Here is a 17,180-nt window from a genome sequence, read left to right as displayed (position 1 = left end):
GGCGTGGCGGGGCTGTCGGTCGGGCTGACCGTGCCGACGCGGAAGATGCGCGCGGTGCGGCCGTAGTAGCGCTCGTCGACGGCCCGCACCCGGCGGGTCCGCACGACCTTCAGCAGCTGGGCGGCCACCAGGACGGCCGGACACCGCGGAGCTGGGGCCGTGGGCTGTCACATCTGTGACGTCGGCGAGGTAGTAGTCGGGGAGGCGGGTGTTGTTCGGTACTCTTCGATTGTTCTAATGTTCCGGATCATTCGCTGCCTGCCGGCAAGGGGTTTGGGCGTGACAGAGGTCGTACTGTTCCATCACGCGCAGGGGCTGACCCCCGGAGTCGTCGCTTTCGCCAACGAACTCCGCGCGGCCGGCCACACCGTCCACACGCCTGATCTGTTCGACGGGCGTACCTTCAGCTCCCTCGAAGAGGGCCTGGGCTACGTGGAGCAGGTCGGATTCGGCGAGATCACCGAGCGCGGCGTCCGCGCGGCCGAACTTCTGCCGCAGGACACCGTTTACGTCGGCTTCTCGCTCGGTGTGCTGCCCGCCCAGAAGCTGGCACAGACGCGGGCGGGAGCGCGGGGCGCGCTCCTGTTCGACGCCTGCATCCCCGTGTCGGAGTTCGGTGCGGCGTGGCCTGACCGTGTGCCGGTGCAGGTGCATGCGAAGGAAACCGATCCGCTCTTCGCTGAGGACCTCGACGCTGCCCGCGCGCTCGTCTCTGACTGCGCTGACGCGGAGATGTTCCTGTATCCCGGAGACCAGCACCTGTTCGCGGACAATTCGCTGCCGTCCCACGACCCGGACGCTGCCAAGCTCCTGACTCGGCGGGCGATCGAGTTCCTCGGCTCGCGCTAGGCGTCTGGCGGGTCATGCGCAAAGGCAGAGGCGACGAGCTGCGACGGACACGGTGCCGCGTTTGGGCTCGAGTGCTGAGGGTCCCGCCGAACCGCGCTCCAGCACCCTCCACAACTAGCCATGCGCACGTCAGCCGCCGCTCCCTGAGGGCGTGGTGCCGGGCCCAGTCGCGCGCAGTCCCTCGATGAGCAGTGCCAGCCCGAATTCGAAGTGGGCCGTGAAGTCCGTGCTGGCGAATACCGGCAACGCGGCTGCGAGATGGGGGTGCCGCTCCGGTGTCACCGCGGCGTGCAGCCGGTCGGGGTCCGCCGGCCCGTCGCCCGTGACCTGACCGGCGGCCTGCTCCTCCAGGGTGTGGCCGATGGTGAAGTGGACGAGCGTGAGGGCGGCGCGGGCCGCGTCGCCCGCGGTGAAGCCGGCCTCCCGCAGCACGCCGACAAGGGTGTCCGCGAAGCCGAGGGTGTGGCTTCCGGTGGAGTGCGTACCGGCGTAGACGCGGGCACCGTCACGGCGGCCGAGGAGGGCCGTACGCATCCGGCGGGCCAGTTCGGCCAGGCGCTCGCTCCAGTCCGGGGACGAGAGCGGCCGGTTGAGGCAGTCGGCCAGCAGTGCCTCGGCCATCGCGGTGAGCAGCTCCTGCTTGGTCGCGAAGTAGCGGTACAGGGCACCGGCCCGTACGTCCATGGCCTCGGCCAGTCGCCGCATGGTGAGCGCATCGAGCCCGACCTCGTCCAGCAGTGCCAAGGCGGCCTCGACGGTGCGCGCCCGGTCGAGCTTCGGCGGACGGCCCCGTGTCGCGGTGGCGGGGGAGCGGGGGGTTGACGCGGAACTCATGGGGCTCATTATAGTGAACAACGTTCACGTGAACATCGTTCATTAAATGGTGGGCGGTAACTCGACCGGAGGCCACGAATGAATGCCGTCAGGGATCTTGCCGCCGATGCCGGTACCCGGCCCGACAGCGATGCCGAGGTGATCGTGGTGGGCGCGGGCCCGACCGGACTGCTGCTCGGTGCCGAACTGGCGCTGGCCGGCGTGCGGGTACAGATCATCGAACGGCGCGCCGCGGCGCAGCGGAATTCACGGGCGCTGACACTGCACCCCCGCAGTATCGAGCTGATGGACCAACGGGGCCTGGTGGAACGGTTCCTGGCCCGCGGGCGCCCCATACCGGGGTGGCACTTCGCGGGGTTGGACACCCCCCTGGACTTCAGCGCGCTGGACACCCGGCACGGCTACACGCTCCTCCTCGCCCAGGCACGCACCGAGCAGCTGCTGGAGGAGCGCGCGAGGGAACTCGATGTCGCGATCCGGCGCGGACACGAGGTCGTCGGGCTGCGCCAAGACGCCGGGGGCGACGCGGCGGGCGAGGGGAGTTCCGGCGCGGGCGGTGTCGAGGTGGACGTCCGCGGGCCCGACGGCGTCGTGGAGACCGTACGCGCACGGTATGTGGTCGGGTGTGACGGCGGGCGGAGCGTCGTGCGGCGGGCCGTCGGTATCGGCTTTCCCGGTACCGACGAGACGCTGAGCGGTGCGCTGGGCGATTTCGCGACCGTCGATCCCGCGGCCCTCGACCGCGCGCGGGCCCATGGAGTACTGGCCGCACCGCTGGAGCCGGAGGACGCGGACACGGACACGGACGATCCGGCAGTGGGCGGGACGGGCGGCCTCACCCGGATCGTCCTTCTCGATCCACAGCGGATGCGGACACCGACCGCCGAGCCGTTGACGCTCGACGAGTTCCGGGCCTCCCTGCTGCGGATCTGCGGAACCGACTGCGGGGTGGCGGGGGCACGCTGGCTGTCGCGCTTCGGCAACGCCACCCGTCTCGCGGCCCGTTACCGCTCCGGCCGCGTCCTGCTGGCGGGAGATGCCGCCCATATCCACTTCCCGGCGGCCGGTCAGGGCCTGAACACCGGACTCCAGGACGCGATGAACCTGGGCTGGAAGCTCGCCGCCGAGATCAACGGCTGGGCGCCGACTGGCCTGCTCGACAGCTATCACGCCGAGCGGCATCCGGTCGGACAGGCGGTAACGGAGAACACTGAGGTCCAGACGCTGCTGGCGGAGCTGACCCTGCTGCCCTCCTATCAGCGGCCGGCCGCCGCGCTGCGCAACCTGATAGCCGGGCTGCTGGGCATCGAGGAGGTCAACCGCCGTCTGGCCGGGCTGGTTTCCGCGCTCGACACCAGCTATCCGCCCGCCGACGACCGGGCCCATCCGTTGGTGGGACGGCGAATGCCCGATGTCGCGCTCACTGCGGCCGGATCGGCGGCGGTCCGCGTCTACGAACTCCTCCCGCACGGGCGGTTCGTCCTGCTGGACCTCGCGGGGGACGACGACGCGATGAAGAGGGCCGTCGACACGGGTTGGGGGCGACGGGTGGCCGCCTTCACCGTCACAGGGCACGACTCCCGCACCGACCTCGACGGGGTGCGGGAAATCCTCGTCCGCCCCGACGGCCATGTCGCCTGGGCCACCCGCACCACGGCTGTGCAGACCCGCCGCGCCGAGCGCGCCCATGCACTGACCGGCTGGGCAGGGCTCCCCGTAGGGGCGTGAGCGGGCCGCGAGGCAGACGGGGCTTTGAACACAGGCCCTGGGCGAGGGGAGGAATCGCAGCTGTGGTTCGACCAGGCGTGCGTCGCAGGCCACATTCCCGCGACGCACGCCCAGCGAGGGCGTCGCGGGAACTTCCCCGTCCTCCGATGACGTCACCCTCCCGGCGGCGTTTAGCGGGGCGGGCCGGCGAAGGGCCGTGCAGCGTGGTGAGCGTTCGTGTACGCCCGAAAAGGCGTACGTACGCCCCACAACTGAAGGGACTGAGCATGAAGCGCATCGCCCACGCCCTGATCATTGCCGGCATCACCACGGCCGTGGCCGTCCCGACCGTCGGCGTCGCCGCCGCGACGCCCGCCACCACCGCGTCGGCCGTACAGCAGGCCGCGAGCAGGGATCACCACCACCACCATCACCACCACGACCACGACGACGACCACGGTCTCCTGGACCTGGATCTGGGCTTGGGGCTCCTCTGACGGTTCGGCTTGTGCGGTGGCCGCCGCGGATCCGCCCGCGGCCACCGCGCTGGACGTGCGCTGCGGACACCGCCCGCAGGCGAGAACGAGACGGTCATCGCCTCGCAAGGTGCACCTGGACGTCGGGCCGACCCTCTGCCCGCCGAGCCTGAGCAAGTGCGGAACCGTCACGGGAGAGCGCTGGATCCGCCGGGCCGCGTCGATCGACGCCGTTCCGGCGCCCCCCCGACGAGCGTCAACTCTGCAAGGTCCGTCGAGTGGAAGCGCCTCCACCGCACCGGCATCCGCCACTTCCAGCAGTCCAAGGTGCCCGCTCTACCAGCGCACGCGACTCTTCCGCCTCTAACTACTCCAACGTCATCCCAGGCCTGCTGCAGACCCACGGCTACGCCGAGGCGCTGCTGTCCGGATCGCCGCACCGGATGTGATGGCCGGCCAACTCGGCAGGCTGCTGGCGCTGATGTCGCTTCCCTCCGTCGCCTTCGGCGTCATCCCCTTTACCGCCTCGCGCACCATGTGGCCGCTGGAGACCTTCACTGTCTTCGACACCACCCTCATCGGGCGCAGCATGATCTGGCGCTACCGCAGGTCATTGGGCACTTGCCACAGGACGGACGACGATTTCGTTGACGTCGACCTGCGAAGGCTGGGAAAGGGCGTAGGCAATGGCCTCCGCGATGGCGGAGGCAGGCAGTGCTACGGCGCGGTAGGCCTTCATGGCCTCCCTGGCAGCAGGGTCGGAGATGCTGTCGGCGAGTTCGGACTCGGTCACGCCCGGGGAGACGAGGGTGACTCGGATGTTCCCGGTGGACTCCTGGCGCAGCCCTTCGGAGATCGCGCGGACGGCGAACTTGGTGGCGCAGTAGACGGCGGCGGTGGGAGAGACCTCGTACGCGCCGACGGAGGCGATGTTCACGAAGTGCCCGCCGCCCTGAGCGCGCATCGCGGGCAGGGCGGCGGCGATTCCGTGCAGGACCCCCCGCACGTTCACGTCAATCATCCGGTCCCACTCGTCGACCTTCAGGCCTTCCAGCGGCGAGAGCGGCATCACTCCCGCGTTGTTGACCACCACGTCCACTCGGCCGTAGCGCTCGCGGGCGGCGGACACGAAGGCCCGGACATCGTCGGCATCCGTGACGTCCAGCCGCTGGAACGCCGCGGTGCCGCCTGCGGCGGTGATCTCCTTGGTGAGCGCTTCGAGTCGATCGGTGCGCCGTGCTCCAAGGAGCAGCCTGTGGCCATCGGTGGCGAGTCGGCGGGCGGTCGCCTCTCCGATCCCACTGCTTGCTCCGGTGACTGCCACGACCTTGGCTGCGTCTGTCATGCCTGCATTTCCTCTCGGTAGAGGACGAGGTGCTCGTGGTGGAGCACACCGTCGCGGATGTCGCCCGTCGCGGTGAACCCGGAGTCGTCGACGTAGTCGATGTGGCTTCCGGTCACCGTGTAGCGGCCTGTGTACGCGCTGCGCTGTATACCGCGGGCTTCGTCGTACCGGCCGTCCGCCCGCAACTCCTGGCGGATGTGACCGTCCGCGGTCACCCACATTCCGACCACGCCGACATGGCCCTCATCCCTGGTCCCTGTCATGACGGACTCCCCTCGTCCATGGATGCGGATCTGTTCTGCCCGACCGAGTCTGGACAGGTCGAAGACCGCCCACCAGGACGTGTGCTGCCTGGGTGCGGTGCACCCAGGCAGCACACCGCCCCCGCGCCCTAGCCTGAGGACATGACCGACAACCACCTGGGAGAGTTCCTACGCGCACGCAGGGCGGCCCTGCGGCCGCAGGACGTCGGCATGACGAGCTATGGCGTGCGCAGGGTCACCGGACTGCGCCGTGAGGAGGTCGCGGTCCTGGCCGGGGTGAACGCGGATTACTACACGCGCCTGGAACAGGGGCGCGAACGCCACCCCTCGGCCCAAGTACTCGACGCACTCGGCCGAGCCCTGCGCCTGGGCCCCGACGCCCACATGCACCTGCATCAGATTGCCGGGACAGCGCCGAGCAACCAGTTCACCCACACCACGGACCGCGTCAGTCCCGCCCTTCGCCAGCTGATGGACGGCTACCCGGGCGCCCCGGCGTTCGTCATCAACCGGACCTTGGACGTCCTGGCGACCAACGCGCTGGCCGAGGCCCTGTACTCACCCTTCAGCCAGGCGGACAATCTGGCCCGCATGACCTTCCTCCACCCGGCAGGCCGACAGTTCTACACCAGGTGGAGTCGCACTGCGCAGGCCACCGTGAGCCATCTGCGTCAGGCGGCCGGCCTCGACCCGGACAACCCACGTCTGCGGGAACTCGTCCGCGCCCTCACCGAGCACAGCGCGGACTTCACCCGCCTGTGGAACACCCACGCCGTGCGTGGCAAGACTCAAGACGCCAAGCACTTCCTCCACCCGGACGTCGGACCCCTGACCCTCACCTACCAGGCCTTCGACGTTCGCGACGCTCCAGGCCAGCAACTCGTCATCTACCAGGCCGAACCCGGCAGCCCCAGCGCCCAGGCCCTCGACCTGCTCGGCTCCATCCACGCCACCTCGAATCAGGCCGCCATGTAGCCGAAAGCGATGGCCGGGACCTGCCGGACAACCGCCTCAACCGGCGCGCGCGTTCGGACGGCCTCGTGAACGACCCTGGCGGTCGACCGGGGCCGACTCGGCCGCGTCGGTTCAGAGCTCTGGTCAAGTCCCGGTTGGCCGCCGGCGCGGCGTCGAGGACTGGGGCGAAGATCTCTGGGGCACGTTGCCTGGCTGGTCCAGCCACGCCAACGCCGGACGTGAGGTGTTCGACGCGCACATCGACGTGGCTGTCGCCGCGTTCGCCCACCGGCTCGGTCCACCGGAGAAGGACATCACGGCCGAAGGCGGCACCCTGGCTAGGGGAGATGACGACTGGCACCCGCCGCTTGGCGTTGCGGGGACAAACTGCTCGTCATCGGCCCACGCCATGAAGGACTTTTTGTGGATCCGCTGCCGCGTATGACGGATCGCGAGCAGCCGACCTCGCGCTCCGTTGTGTGGGCCGAGACCGAGACGGCCGAGGCTCCTCGGGGGGACGCCGTGCGCTCGTCGTCTCCGCACTCCACGGCAACATCGACAGCACACGCAGGTCGCAGGCGGGCAGCCGATCGAAGTGCAATGACACCAACCAAGGCCGGGTCGGGTGAAGACGAGGCAACATGGCTGTCCCGTCTCAACGGACGCTGCTGCGCGGTGATGGCTCGGAGTCATGCCGCGGAATCCGCCGCCGGCACTCGCCGTAGAGTCGCCTGATGTTCGATCGGTTGGAGATCAGCGTGCTGCCGCCGGGGCCCCGTTTCGGAGTCCATCTGAGGTTCTGGGTCAACGGTGAGGAAATGGTGGCAGGGGCGGTTGGCGAAGGGGGCCGCGGCCCATTCGCGTCTGACGTGCTGCCCGCCGGTTGTCCCAGCCCCCTCCGTGCGACTGGTGAGCCGCGGCGTATGGATCTGGGGGAACCGGAGTGCACAGGTGGCTGCTGCGGTTTCCTGTCCGTGGTTATACAGCGAATCGGGGACATCGTGCAGTGGTCGGACTGGCAGGTTCCATCCTTGGAGGTCGCTCCTCCGGAGTTCCGCTTTGAAGCCTGTCAGTACGAGGCCGAACTGGCTTGCGTGGAGGCGGACCGGTGGTGGCATATCTACGCCTAGTCCAGCGCGATTCGGAGCCCCGCTCGGCCGACAGCCGACAGCCGACGGCACTTGGACTTCGGTAGCACGCGTGAAGCTTTCGCCGGCCTGCGCCTTCGCTCCCAAAGCCGCGTCAAGCCACGTGAGTTGTCGGCGGCATGGGCTCGTAGGGCCGTCCGTCGCGCAGGAGTGGGCCGATCCAAGTGGGGCGGAGTCACTCCCTATGCGCCCGCGGGGCCGCGTCCCCGGCTCGCGAGGCGGCCGCCGCCTCCATCAGGGTCCAGCCGTCGACCTCCACCGCCCGCCGCTGCCCCGGCTGCCACCCGCGGGCCGAAGCCGCGTCCAGCAGGGCCCGGACGGCGCCTGGTTCGTGCAGGTTAAGGGAGCCGCCCCGGACGAATCCCACGTCCCCGGAGCCCAGGGGAAATCCTCCCGGGACGTACCGGCCAGGGCCCTTGACGAAGGCGATGCGCAGTGGGCCGCCGGTGCCGGCCGGCTGCGGGTACAGCGTCAGGGTCTCCCGGCAGTCCTCAGCGCGGCCGCTGTCCGGTACGCGGTGACTGTGGCGGAGCGTCCACAGGTACGTGCGCCCGTCGGCGACCAGCCGTCGGGGCTTCTTCGGATGGCGGGGCATGGAGCCGAGGGTACGGCCGATCCACAAGTTCAAGGAGCGGTGATCAAACATTGATGAGGCCAACAGGACCGTTGTCGCACTTCGGTGAGACCAGTTGCCCCGTCTCCGTCGATGGTCTGCGCCTCAAGTGATCTGGTCCGATTCGTCTCTGGGGCTCAGGTGATCTGTGCGACGCGCGGGAAGCGGTCATGCACACAACGCGGATCGGCGCACGAGGGAACGCGCGATGTGGAATCCCACGTCGTCACCGTGGGCTGAGCCGGCGCAGAGGGCACCCCTGGACCGGAGGGCGCCCCATCTTTGCGCCGGAGGGAACTCCCTTGTGCCAGAAGCCGTCTTCCTTTGCGTCGTCTTGTATCGAGCATTTGACACAAGATCCCGACCAGGGCATCTTGTACCCACCGCTTAATACAAGACGATCTGGGGGGATCTCCATATGCTCGACACGGCCCCGCTCCAGTCCCGGTTCCTCGACCACGCCGACTACTACGCCCGCTGGTCCGGTCTGGCCATCGGCATCGTGGCCGCACAGCAGTTGGTCACCATGGAGAGCGGCGACATCACGATGCCCCTCGTGTTCGCCATCACCGCTTTCGGCCTGTGCGCGGTGGGTGGTGTCCTGCTCGGCGACACCCTGACCCTGCGTCCCCAGGAAGCGGTACGCACGGCGAGTGTCGCCCCGCGCCTGGTCAGAGACCAAGTGCCGCCCCGCATCGCGCCCCTGCTTCTTCTGCAGGCGGCGTCCCTCGTCACCTTGCTGGTGATCGGTGCGGTCACGGCCTCCTCCGACCTCGACCGGATGGGCAGAGCGGGGCATGTCATCACCGTCACCTGCGAAGGGATGCGCACACCCCTCGGCCCCTGGCCCGGCCTGTACTACAGCGGCCCGATGTTCGCCGCCCTCGCCGTCGGAACCCCCGTCTGCGTCTGGGCCCTGCGCCGTATCGCCCACGGCCCGGGCGGCGACCAGCAGCGCCGCGACCGCGCATGGGCGATCACCGGAGCCTGGGGGCTGCTGGTGTCGAGTCAGGTGATGCTCATCGTGCTGATGATCTTCGTCGCGCTCACGGAGAAGGAGACCTGCGCCGGCCCGTTGGGTGCCGCCACCATCGTGGTGATCTGCCCCTTGGGCCTGCTGAGCCTATTCTCCTTCGGATGGTCCCTGGTCACCGTGGTGGCACCCCGGGCGGTCGACGACGAGGTAGCCGACGATGGCCTTCGGCGATGACTGACCCCGCCGTTCGTGTCGACACCACCAGCCAGGTACCGCCGTACGAGCAGATCCGCGCCCAGCTGGCCGCGCTGATCCGCACCGGCCGGCTGGCCGAGGGGGAGCGCCTGCCGACCGTGCGCCAGCTCGCCGTCGACCTCGGTCTGGCGCCCGGCACCGTAGCTCGCGCCTACCGTGAGCTGGAGGCCGCCGAGCTGATCCGCACCCGCCGTGGCGCGGGCACCCGGGTCGCGGGGCTCCCGTCCGAGCCGCACGCGCACGATGCCGACCAACTCACCACTCTGGCCCGGGACTTCACATCCGCCGCTCGTGCGCTCGGCGCCGACACCGACGACATCCTGGCCTCCGTCCGCGACGCCTTGGGCCCGGGGCCCACCTCTTGGTAGGTCAAGTCACAGACTGAGGAGCAAACTTGTGCAGCAGGCGTCAGTAACAACAGACGTATCAGGCACAGCTGACAGTGGGTGATGAGCGACTGTTACCCCACGGCGCGGCCCCTGAATTGTTCCGTTCCTGCGGTCCTGGCGCAGCCGGAGAACCTTCACTCAGGATCGACAGAGGAACAGGAACTGGTCCGGCATCTGTTCCGAACGACCGCGCGGCTGACCTACCGCACCGTGCCCCGCGCCGGATCGAGCTCGACCGCCCGGAGAGGACCGCAGATTTGAAGTGCTGCCTCGCCAGAAATATCGCGACTGCCAGTCGTGATTGACGACCCAGGCATGGTGGTGGGAGTTCGAAACGGCGGAGCCGGACGGATCAGCTGAGACGGCATCCGGCGTCCACCCTCCCAGGACCACATCACCCAATCTGAAGCCCGTATTCCAAGCCGCAGGGGAGGTCGTGCAGGCCGGTGGGGCCGGTATCGGCGCCCTGTCTGTGCTTGCCGCCTTCGAAAAGCCCCTTCGCCTCGAACCGGGTGGGTGCGTCGCCTGCCGCGATCCACCTGCGGCCCTGCCGGTGCCACCTGGTCAGCGTCACCGCCGCGGCGCCGGTGCGGGTGCGTCGGCTACGGCAACCCCCGTAGGGGGAGGGGCGGTTGCTCAGAAGTTGCTGGGCGGCAGCGGAAGGGGCAGCCCGGGCAGGCCGTCGATGCTCTGTGCGATGTGGTCCTTCTTGGTGAAGTACGCGCTCAGCGAGGCGTCGTCCTCACGCGAGAAGCGCTTGCCGTGCAGGTCGCGCTCTTCGTCGTACGACATGAAGGGCACCCCGTATCCGCAGGAGTCGCGGATGAGTTGGGCCGTCACCACGATGATCGCGCGCAGCCCGTGCAGAGCCGGGTCGATGCCCGGGAAGTGTGCGAGCAGTTCCTTGAAGCGCGGGTCGTCACGGAAGACGGGCTCGCCCCGGCCGTGCACCCGAACGATGTTGGGCGGCCCCTGGAAGGCGCACCACATCACCGTGATCCGACCGTTCTCCCGCAGGTGCGCGATGGTCTCGGCAGTGCTGCCGGCGAAGTCGAGATAGGCGACCCGCTCCTCGTCGAGCACCGCGAAGGAGCCCTTGAGGCCCTTGGGGGAGAGGTTGACCGTGCCGTCGCCGACCAACGGGGCGGTCGCGGTGAAGAATATCGGCTGCTGCTCTATGAAGGTGCGCAGCCGGCCGTCGATGCGTTCGTAAGTCTTTCCCATGCCTAAGGATTATGTAACGAAACTCTTCGCCTGTCTAACGAAACCGTCCGGCGACCCCAGGGGTCACCGACACCTGCGGCGATCGCCCGGCCGGCAGGCCGCCGTGTGTTTGGTTCGTCGGTTCGTGCGGCTTGTCCGGCTCTCTCCAGGGGCAGGCCGCCCGGGCGCAGCCGCCGGACGATCTCCTCGTAGTAGGCGCGGTAGCTGGCTTTGTCCGCGTCGATGAAGGCGATGTCGATGACCGGCTCGTCCGGCAGGGCTCGCAGGGTGTCGATGGCCGGGCCGAGCTTCAACTCGATCCGGCCGGCGACGCCGGCCCGCTCCCAGAACGGCGGCCGATCGAGGTCCATGAGTCATTGATGTCGCAGGTGAGCAGGTGGCCGTCGTCGGCCAGGTCCCGCGCGATGCAGACGGACGAATAGCCGGCGACAGTGCCCACCTCCACGGCAAACCGAGCATTGACCAGGCGGGTCAGCATCGTCAGCAGTGCTCCCTCGTCGCCGGGGCGCCTGCATGGTCGCGGCGCTCCCGGCGGCTTTGCGCGTCGCGGCGGCCAGCTCCTGGAGCACATCTGAGACAGAAATGGATGTGGCAGTGGCGGCAGGGTTCTCGTCGACGGCAGTGGTCGTCAGCTTCTCCCTGAACGGTCCGGAACGACCTGGGGAAGCTGCCCCGCGGATGGGGTGAATCGGCGCCGGCTATGCATGACCACTAGAACCAACAAACAGCGGTCGCTGACGTGTTCGTGGCCCTCGTTGCCCTGATCGAGGAGGCACCACCCAGCACCTGCAGCAAAGCCGCCCGCGCACCGGCCAGCCGGATGCCGGAGACAGGAGCATGCCCACCCGCATGCCCCACGCCAGGTCGCCGGCGCCAGGCTGGGGTCCGAAGGTAGAGCGTTCTACTCCCGCCAAGCGTCCACGGCCCTACGCGTTCGCGCGGCTGACCCCGGCGCCGTAGGCCGTTGGGGTGACGGCGGAATTTGTGCCATTGGCCCTGTTTGTGCCACAGAGTGGGGGGCAGGTGATCTTGCGTCAGGGAAACACACCGACGCAAGGAGGAGTGTCACCATGACCGCCACCGACAAGATGACCGCGAAGACCGAGCAGCTGATAGGCGCTGTGAAGGAGACTGCGGTCCGTGTCGTGGACAGGGAGCGGAAGACCGGCAACGGCCACTCCCAGTGGGCCGAGCGCGACCCGCATCAGGCCGCGGAGAAGGCCAAGGACACGGCTGGATAGCGGATTAGGGGCAGCCTGCCAGGGCCTCTCCCTTTTCGCGCAGTTGGCAGGGCGGTGGCCCGGAGGAGACATCCCCGGGCCACCGCCCTGTTGCACGTGATCAGCCGGAGGCCGTGGGGGAGTCCGGGCACAGGCCGGGGGCGGGGGAGCCGAGGGCGACGTGGAACGCCTTATGGGTTCCCCCAGGTCAGCACGCTCTTCGCCGAGGGTTATCCACCCGTCCGGGAGCCGGACGGCGACGTGCCCCTCGGTGAAGAGATGGAGGCCGGGGGGCTTTGGCGCGGACAAAGCCCCTGCGACCGCCCGACAGGGCACCCAGAGGACAGCGGCGCCGCACTTCCGCCCTTCACAGGGGGAAGGGGCCGTCGAGGTGCGGCCGCAAAGACCCTGTCTTCCCGGCGCACTTGACCCCGCATCGGCCGGGGTGCTCCTCAACAACGGAGCCTACGGCGTGCCCAGGGCCCCACTCGTCCACGCGGCGCGCAGAGCCTTCTTGTCCACCTTGCCGACCTTGGTCGTCGGCAGCTGGTCCAGCAGCACCGTCTTCCGGGGCGTGTACAACTCTCCCAACTCGGCGGTCACAGCCGCACTGACCGCCTCGGGGTCGACGTCAGCGCCCGCGGCCGTGGCCAGGAAGATCTGTACGGCCTCCCCGTACTCCTCGTCCGGCACACCCAGCGCTGCGGAGTTGCGCACACCGGGCAGCGTGAGCAGGAAATCCTCCAGGACCCGGGAGTAGACGTTGTCGCTGGTGGCGCCGGTGACGATGATGTCCTTGGCCCGGTCGACGAGATAGAGGTACCCCTCGGCGTCGAGATAGCCCATGTCCCCGGTGCGCAGCCAGCCGTCGTGCAGCGCCGCCGCGGTGCGCTCCGGGTCCTCGTAGTAGCCGAGCATCACCGTCTCGCCACGGACGCACACCTCGCCGACCTGCCTGGCGGGCAGTGCCTCCGTGCTGTCTTCACCACGGATCTCGATCTCGACGTCGGATATCGCGCGACCGCAGCTACGCCAGAGCTCGGGGCGCCGGGCTGCCTCCGAGGCGAGATCCTCCGCACCGAAAGCGGTAATGCCGAGCGCCTCCGACTGCCCGTAGCCCTGGCTGAGCACGGGCCCGAACACCTCGACCGCCTGCTGCAGCCGACTGGGCGACGTGGCCGCGCCGCCGACGACGATCCGCTGCAGCGCGGGCAGGGCGCCCGGCTCGCACTCCGGGTGGTCGAGAACCGCGTAAAGCATGGGCGGTACGAACATGGTGGCGGTGATCCGCTCCTCGCGCAGCACCGTCAGCGCCGCGCCCGCTTCGAACTCGGGCAGCACGACGAGGGCGGACCCCGTCACCAGAGCCTGGACCGAGGTGAGGTGGCCGCTGCCGTGCGTGAGCAGCGTGGAGGCGAGCACCCTGTCCGTGCCCTGGTTCATGGTCGGGAAGAGCGCGGGGAGGGAGTTCTGCGGGGTGTCTTCCAGCAGGTCCACCAGCGCGTCGTAGAGCCGGTGGCTGTGCGCGGCGAGCTTGGGGCGACCCAGGGTTCCGCCGGTGTAGAGGACGGTGACGGCTTCGTCCGCTCCCGGGGCGGGCACGCCGTCGGGGCGCACGTCCGGGCACTCGGCCGCCAGGGCCAGCAGGTCCGTGGACGACTGCTCACTGGGCCCGAGGCTGAGCAGTGCGGGGGCGAGGAGGCTGCGGCCGGCCGCGTCGGCGGCCCGTTGTGCGAAGAGGGGGTCGGTGACCACGGCGCGAGCCCGGGACTGCTCAACCAGCGCGGCGAGCTCGCCGGGCCCTGGCTCGGGCGGCAGGAACACGACGCGGCAACCTATGAGATGGACGGCGAGCTGCACCAGGACGGAGTCCACGCGGTTGGCCAGGAACAGCCCCACACCATCGCCGGGCGCGATCCCCTGCCCGCGCAGTGCATGCCCCAACTTGAACAGCCGCCGTCGAGCCTCCCCTCTGGTCAGCCGCTGTGCACCCTGGACGAGCGCCTCGGTGTCCTCGTCCTTGTACCAGTGCTCCAGAATGCGGTCTAAGTACGTCCGTGGCTCGGATGTTTCCGGTGCGTTAACGATCACCGACACATCCAAACATGCTGCTCAGAAGCCGTGTCCTCACGGGGGCAGCCTTCAGCCATCCGATGGCGGAGTGCCATGCCCCATGCCTTGATGAAACTTCGGTATTCACGGGTCAGTTGGGCGCTTGAGAGAGCGCATGGAACGCCCGTCATCATGGCGGGGAAACGCTCCCCGTGGTGCGGCCCCAGCAGGCCCTGACATCGCGTGATCTCAACCGCCGTCCGAACGCCTGTAGATCACTGCTGAGCCTGCCACGCGGGTCGTGACGTGTTAGCGAGATGCTCGGCCAGCTGCCGACAGCGCAATGCCGGGAGGTCCGCGTGGGGCGTGTCGGCCGGTGACGGCGGACACATCTACTCCCCAACTCGGTGACCATACGACACCCGAGAAGCGAATGCTCGGTCGGAAGTAGTGTCCTTCTCGCCTACGGAACCGCGCCCGCGTCAGGCCGCACGCGGGCGTGCGGCCTGACGCGGGCGATGCAGGCTGTTATCGGTTCACACAGTCCGGAGACGGTCAGGCGCGGTTGTAGAAGTCCTCCAACGCCCGGCACACCACTGCCGTTCCAAAGGGAGGCCTTGAAGTGGTAGCGCCTGCCTTCCGTGAGGTTCAGGTTGTGCAGACCTTCTTCGCGCCGTAGCCGCCGGAGGCCCTGCACAGTGCTTGTGAGGACGCGAGCATCGTGATCGCACCGTCGCGGAAGCTCGCCAGGGCGGTCGGCCGTAGGAATCCGGCCGGGTTTACGCGGCGGGGCGTTTGGTGCGGCTCGGGCGGTTGCGGAAGCCGAACAGGATGGCTCCCAGGGCGAGCAGGATCACCACGAGGAGGGGACCGTTTCCGCCGCTGAGGCGGGTGGCCTGGTCCTTGAGGTCGTCCCAGAAGCCCCGTTCCGGTGCTTGGACGGAACCGCCCAGCCAGATCGAGCCGTCGGCCGCGGTCACCCGGCGGTCGGTGGAGGACCGTGCGGACTGGGCGAGTTGTGGGTACCGCTTGCGCATCTCCGTCGAGGAGACGCCGGTCAGCCGGACGTTCGTGAGGTCCGCGCCGCCGTACACGTAGCGGGTGACGCGCCTGAACCGCCCGTCGTTGGTCTCCCGCGTGATGTCGAACTCCTTGTTGCGGTACGAGCGGACGTAGTCGTCGAAGACCTTCCTGGGACGCCAGTCGCCGGTCATCTTGGCCGGGCCCAGGTTCTTGGAGCCGATCAGCGAGTCGAACGAGGTCCGGTTCCCCTGCTGGTGCCGCTCGCGCACCCACTGCGCGATGATCCGTGCCATGAACGCACGGCGCAGCGGCGCGTACTCCGGGGCGGTGTTGACCGCCTGCACGACCTTGGGCAGGACGAGGGTGCGCTCCAGGTTCTCGTTGTGGGCGTTGGTGGCCGGATCGGCGTTGCACGACTTGGCGTAGGGGTCGTCGATGTGGTCCGACTGCGTCTTCACGTCGAGCTGCGCCTTGAGGATGTAGAGCGCATCGCCGTCCTGGCGCACCTCGACCTTTCCGGGCACGATCCACATCCGGGAGGAGAAGCAGAGGGAACCGTCCGCGGAGCTCTTGAGTTGCCGCCAGTACTGTTTTCCCGTCGCCGAGTCGGGGTGCAGGATCTTCGCCGACGTGCGCTTCATCTGGAAGTCGGCCTCCAGCATGGCGCGTCCGGCGTTGGTCTCCCCGAGCGCGGAGTCGACGATGCGGTCCGGTTCGGTGGGGTTGAGATTGACCCAGAACTTCTGCGGATCGAGTACCAGCCACGTCCGCAGATCGGATCCCAGGTTCTTCACCATCCGCATTCCGAGTGCGGTGTCCTGCTGGTACCCCTTGGGTAGGCTTTGCGAGTTGTATGCGTACTGCACCCCGTCTGAGCTGTCGGAGATGTAGCGCATCTCCAACGTCGAGAAGTCCACGCCCCCGTAAGCGTCGGCACCCGGGTTGGCAGACAGTGCTTGGCCGAGAGCGCCCGGCTGCGCGCTCTCGTCGTCGTCACATGGGCCGGCGGCAAGAGGTGTGGTCATCGCCATGATGGGACGTTTGTTGCTGTTTCCCATCGAGACACAGGGGGTTTGTGTGTCGCCCGATACCGGTAGGGCTGTATTGGCCTGTTGCCCCGCCAGTTCATGCTCCCGGTTGAGTATGGATTTGGCCTTGCTGTTGAGGGCGTTCACCCGGTTCGCGGACTCCGCCTTCTCCTGCTTGGTCGCGTAGCCCGTTCCGGATACGAAGTTACTCTTGCTCTTGCCCTTGTTGTTCTCGTCGATGGCGCTGGTGAGTTTGCGGCATTTCGCACACCGGCCACGGTCCGAGAAGCCGGCCTTCGCCCGATTCTCCAGCCTTTCGATCGCCTTATGGCCAAGGCCGAGGCTTCGGAGGACGGTGTACAGAAATTTTTTGTAGATGATGGCTTCGGAGTGGTCCAGGCGTGGATCGTTGACTGCGGCGAACTCCAGAAGTGGGCCGTCTCCCTGAATGCCTATCCGCTTGAAGAGCTCCTCGTTTCCCTCGCTCTTCAGTAGTTTGCCGTACCCGATGTAATAGTCCGAGGGGGAGGGGTTTTCGTTGAACAGCCGTGTGATCGACTTCAAATGTGTGGCCTGATAATTGCTCACATCGAACCAGATGACGGCCAGATTGCGGTTGCCGTCATGCATGTTGAGTGTTCGGTGCGCTTCGTATCCGGCCCGGCCGATCGGGTCGGCCAGGAGTTCGTGAACGATGTCTGCGAACTCGCCTCCCGCCTCGGGCGTCGCGGATTGGCTGGTCTCGGGGGTGTCGGAAGCCACCGACGAGGGTGCCGGCAGGCTGATGGTCAGGAGGCCGACGGCCAGTAAGGCGGCGCCCCACC

Annotated in this window: 14 protein-coding genes and 2 pseudogenes; 8 read left to right on the top strand and 8 right to left on the bottom strand. The window is 68.4% G+C overall.

The features are described from left to right. The first annotated feature begins 279 nt into the window (after positions 1-279). Entirely contained in the window at positions 280-849 is a 570-nt protein-coding gene (locus ACH4FH_RS35200) for a dienelactone hydrolase family protein (protein ID WP_398560029.1), read from the top strand. Between the two features lie 129 nt (positions 850-978). Here the strand turns inward: ACH4FH_RS35200 and ACH4FH_RS35195 are convergent, their stop codons facing one another. Beyond that, on the bottom strand, positions 979-1,683 hold the full coding sequence (locus ACH4FH_RS35195) for a TetR/AcrR family transcriptional regulator (protein WP_398560028.1): 705 nt from the start codon (positions 1,681-1,683) through the stop codon (positions 979-981). A 78-nt stretch (positions 1,684-1,761) separates the two neighbouring features. Here ACH4FH_RS35195 and ACH4FH_RS35190 point away from each other — a divergent pair, with 78 nt between their 5' ends. The 3 genes and pseudogenes from ACH4FH_RS35190 to ACH4FH_RS35180 form a co-directional block, all read left to right on the top strand. Beyond that, the gene (locus tag ACH4FH_RS35190; protein ID WP_398560027.1) at positions 1,762-3,411 is read left to right on the top strand and encodes an FAD-dependent monooxygenase; all 1,650 of its coding nucleotides are present in this window, start codon (positions 1,762-1,764) and stop codon (positions 3,409-3,411) included. Positions 3,412-3,677: 266 nt separating this feature from the next. Continuing rightward, complete coding sequence (locus ACH4FH_RS35185; protein ID WP_398560026.1) at positions 3,678-3,887, top strand: hypothetical protein; 210 nt, start codon at positions 3,678-3,680, stop codon at positions 3,885-3,887. A gap of 427 nt (positions 3,888-4,314) precedes the next feature. Beyond that, positions 4,315-4,404, top strand: a pseudogene (locus ACH4FH_RS35180) (DNA-binding protein); the annotation flags it as partial. Between the two features lie 72 nt (positions 4,405-4,476). Here the strand turns inward: ACH4FH_RS35180 and ACH4FH_RS35175 are convergent. Further along, positions 4,477-5,211, bottom strand: coding sequence for an SDR family oxidoreductase (locus ACH4FH_RS35175; protein ID WP_398560025.1), 735 nt, complete (start codon positions 5,209-5,211; stop codon positions 4,477-4,479). Continuing rightward, entirely contained in the window at positions 5,208-5,474 is a 267-nt protein-coding gene (locus tag ACH4FH_RS35170) for an Atu4866 domain-containing protein (RefSeq protein WP_398560024.1), read from the bottom strand. Before ACH4FH_RS35170 ends, ACH4FH_RS35175 begins: the two co-directional genes overlap by 4 nt. A gap of 141 nt (positions 5,475-5,615) precedes the next feature. Between ACH4FH_RS35170 and ACH4FH_RS35165 the strand changes: the two genes are divergently transcribed. Then, positions 5,616-6,449, top strand: coding sequence for a helix-turn-helix transcriptional regulator (locus ACH4FH_RS35165; protein WP_398560023.1), 834 nt, complete (start codon positions 5,616-5,618; stop codon positions 6,447-6,449). Positions 6,450-7,751: 1,302 nt separating this feature from the next. On the opposite strand, the gene ACH4FH_RS35160 is transcribed toward ACH4FH_RS35165, so the two are convergent. Continuing rightward, complete coding sequence (locus ACH4FH_RS35160) at positions 7,752-8,171, bottom strand: hypothetical protein (protein WP_398560022.1); 420 nt, start codon at positions 8,169-8,171, stop codon at positions 7,752-7,754. A 436-nt stretch (positions 8,172-8,607) separates the two neighbouring features. Here ACH4FH_RS35160 and ACH4FH_RS35155 point away from each other — a divergent pair, with 436 nt between their 5' ends. Together ACH4FH_RS35155 and ACH4FH_RS35150 are read left to right on the top strand one after the other, a co-directional pair. Next, positions 8,608-9,399: a hypothetical protein gene (locus ACH4FH_RS35155; protein ID WP_398560021.1), complete on the top strand. Its 792-nt coding sequence runs from the start codon at positions 8,608-8,610 to the stop codon at positions 9,397-9,399. Beyond that, positions 9,396-9,788, top strand: a complete 393-nt coding sequence (locus ACH4FH_RS35150; RefSeq protein ID WP_398560020.1) for a GntR family transcriptional regulator — start codon at positions 9,396-9,398, stop codon at positions 9,786-9,788. Before ACH4FH_RS35155 ends, ACH4FH_RS35150 begins: the two co-directional genes overlap by 4 nt. Positions 9,789-10,445: 657 nt before the next feature. On the opposite strand, the gene ACH4FH_RS35145 is transcribed toward ACH4FH_RS35150, so the two are convergent. Both ACH4FH_RS35145 and ACH4FH_RS35140 read right to left on the bottom strand, forming a co-directional pair. Then, entirely contained in the window at positions 10,446-11,033 is a 588-nt protein-coding gene (locus ACH4FH_RS35145; protein ID WP_398560019.1) for a pyridoxamine 5'-phosphate oxidase family protein, read from the bottom strand. Between the two features lie 2 nt (positions 11,034-11,035). Beyond that, positions 11,036-11,511: pseudogene (locus ACH4FH_RS35140) on the bottom strand (O-methyltransferase). A 592-nt stretch (positions 11,512-12,103) separates the two neighbouring features. Between ACH4FH_RS35140 and ACH4FH_RS35135 the strand changes: the two are divergent. Then, positions 12,104-12,274: a CsbD family protein gene (locus ACH4FH_RS35135; RefSeq protein ID WP_398560018.1), complete on the top strand. Its 171-nt coding sequence runs from the start codon at positions 12,104-12,106 to the stop codon at positions 12,272-12,274. Positions 12,275-12,718: 444 nt separating this feature from the next. Here the strand turns inward: ACH4FH_RS35135 and ACH4FH_RS35130 are convergent, their stop codons facing one another. Beyond that, the gene (locus ACH4FH_RS35130) at positions 12,719-14,350 is read right to left on the bottom strand and encodes a class I adenylate-forming enzyme family protein (protein ID WP_398560017.1); all 1,632 of its coding nucleotides are present in this window, start codon (positions 14,348-14,350) and stop codon (positions 12,719-12,721) included. Positions 14,351-15,084: 734 nt separating this feature from the next. Further along, a complete protein-coding gene (locus ACH4FH_RS35125) occupies positions 15,085-17,118 on the bottom strand; it encodes a hypothetical protein (protein WP_398560016.1) in 2,034 nt (677 codons plus the stop codon). Positions 17,119-17,180 lie beyond the last annotated feature (62 nt).

Source organism: Streptomyces sp. NPDC017993 (assembly GCF_044328065.1).
Lineage (GTDB): Bacteria > Actinomycetota > Actinomycetes > Streptomycetales > Streptomycetaceae > Streptomyces.
The sequence above is the reverse complement of the archived record's forward strand: the minus strand, read 5'-3'. Positions and strand labels throughout refer to the sequence as shown.

Bases quoted from the DNA above. Each gene is read 5' to 3' on its own strand.
- ACH4FH_RS35195 (WP_398560028.1), bottom strand. From the start codon at position 1,683: ATGAGTTCCGCGTCAACCCCCCGCTCCCCCGCCACCGCGACACGGGGC.
- ACH4FH_RS35190 (WP_398560027.1), top strand. From the start codon at position 1,762: ATGAATGCCGTCAGGGATCTTGCCGCCGATGCCGGTACCCGGCCCGAC.
- ACH4FH_RS35185 (WP_398560026.1), top strand. From the start codon at position 3,678: ATGAAGCGCATCGCCCACGCCCTGATCATTGCCGGCATCACCACGGCC.
- ACH4FH_RS35175 (WP_398560025.1), bottom strand. From the start codon at position 5,211: ATGACAGACGCAGCCAAGGTCGTGGCAGTCACCGGAGCAAGCAGTGGG.
- ACH4FH_RS35170 (WP_398560024.1), bottom strand. From the start codon at position 5,474: ATGACAGGGACCAGGGATGAGGGCCATGTCGGCGTGGTCGGAATGTGG.
- ACH4FH_RS35165 (WP_398560023.1), top strand. From the start codon at position 5,616: ATGACCGACAACCACCTGGGAGAGTTCCTACGCGCACGCAGGGCGGCC.
- ACH4FH_RS35160 (WP_398560022.1), bottom strand. From the start codon at position 8,171: ATGCCCCGCCATCCGAAGAAGCCCCGACGGCTGGTCGCCGACGGGCGC.
- ACH4FH_RS35155 (WP_398560021.1), top strand. From the start codon at position 8,608: ATGCTCGACACGGCCCCGCTCCAGTCCCGGTTCCTCGACCACGCCGAC.
- ACH4FH_RS35150 (WP_398560020.1), top strand. From the start codon at position 9,396: ATGACTGACCCCGCCGTTCGTGTCGACACCACCAGCCAGGTACCGCCG.
- ACH4FH_RS35145 (WP_398560019.1), bottom strand. From the start codon at position 11,033: ATGGGAAAGACTTACGAACGCATCGACGGCCGGCTGCGCACCTTCATA.
- ACH4FH_RS35135 (WP_398560018.1), top strand. From the start codon at position 12,104: ATGACCGCCACCGACAAGATGACCGCGAAGACCGAGCAGCTGATAGGC.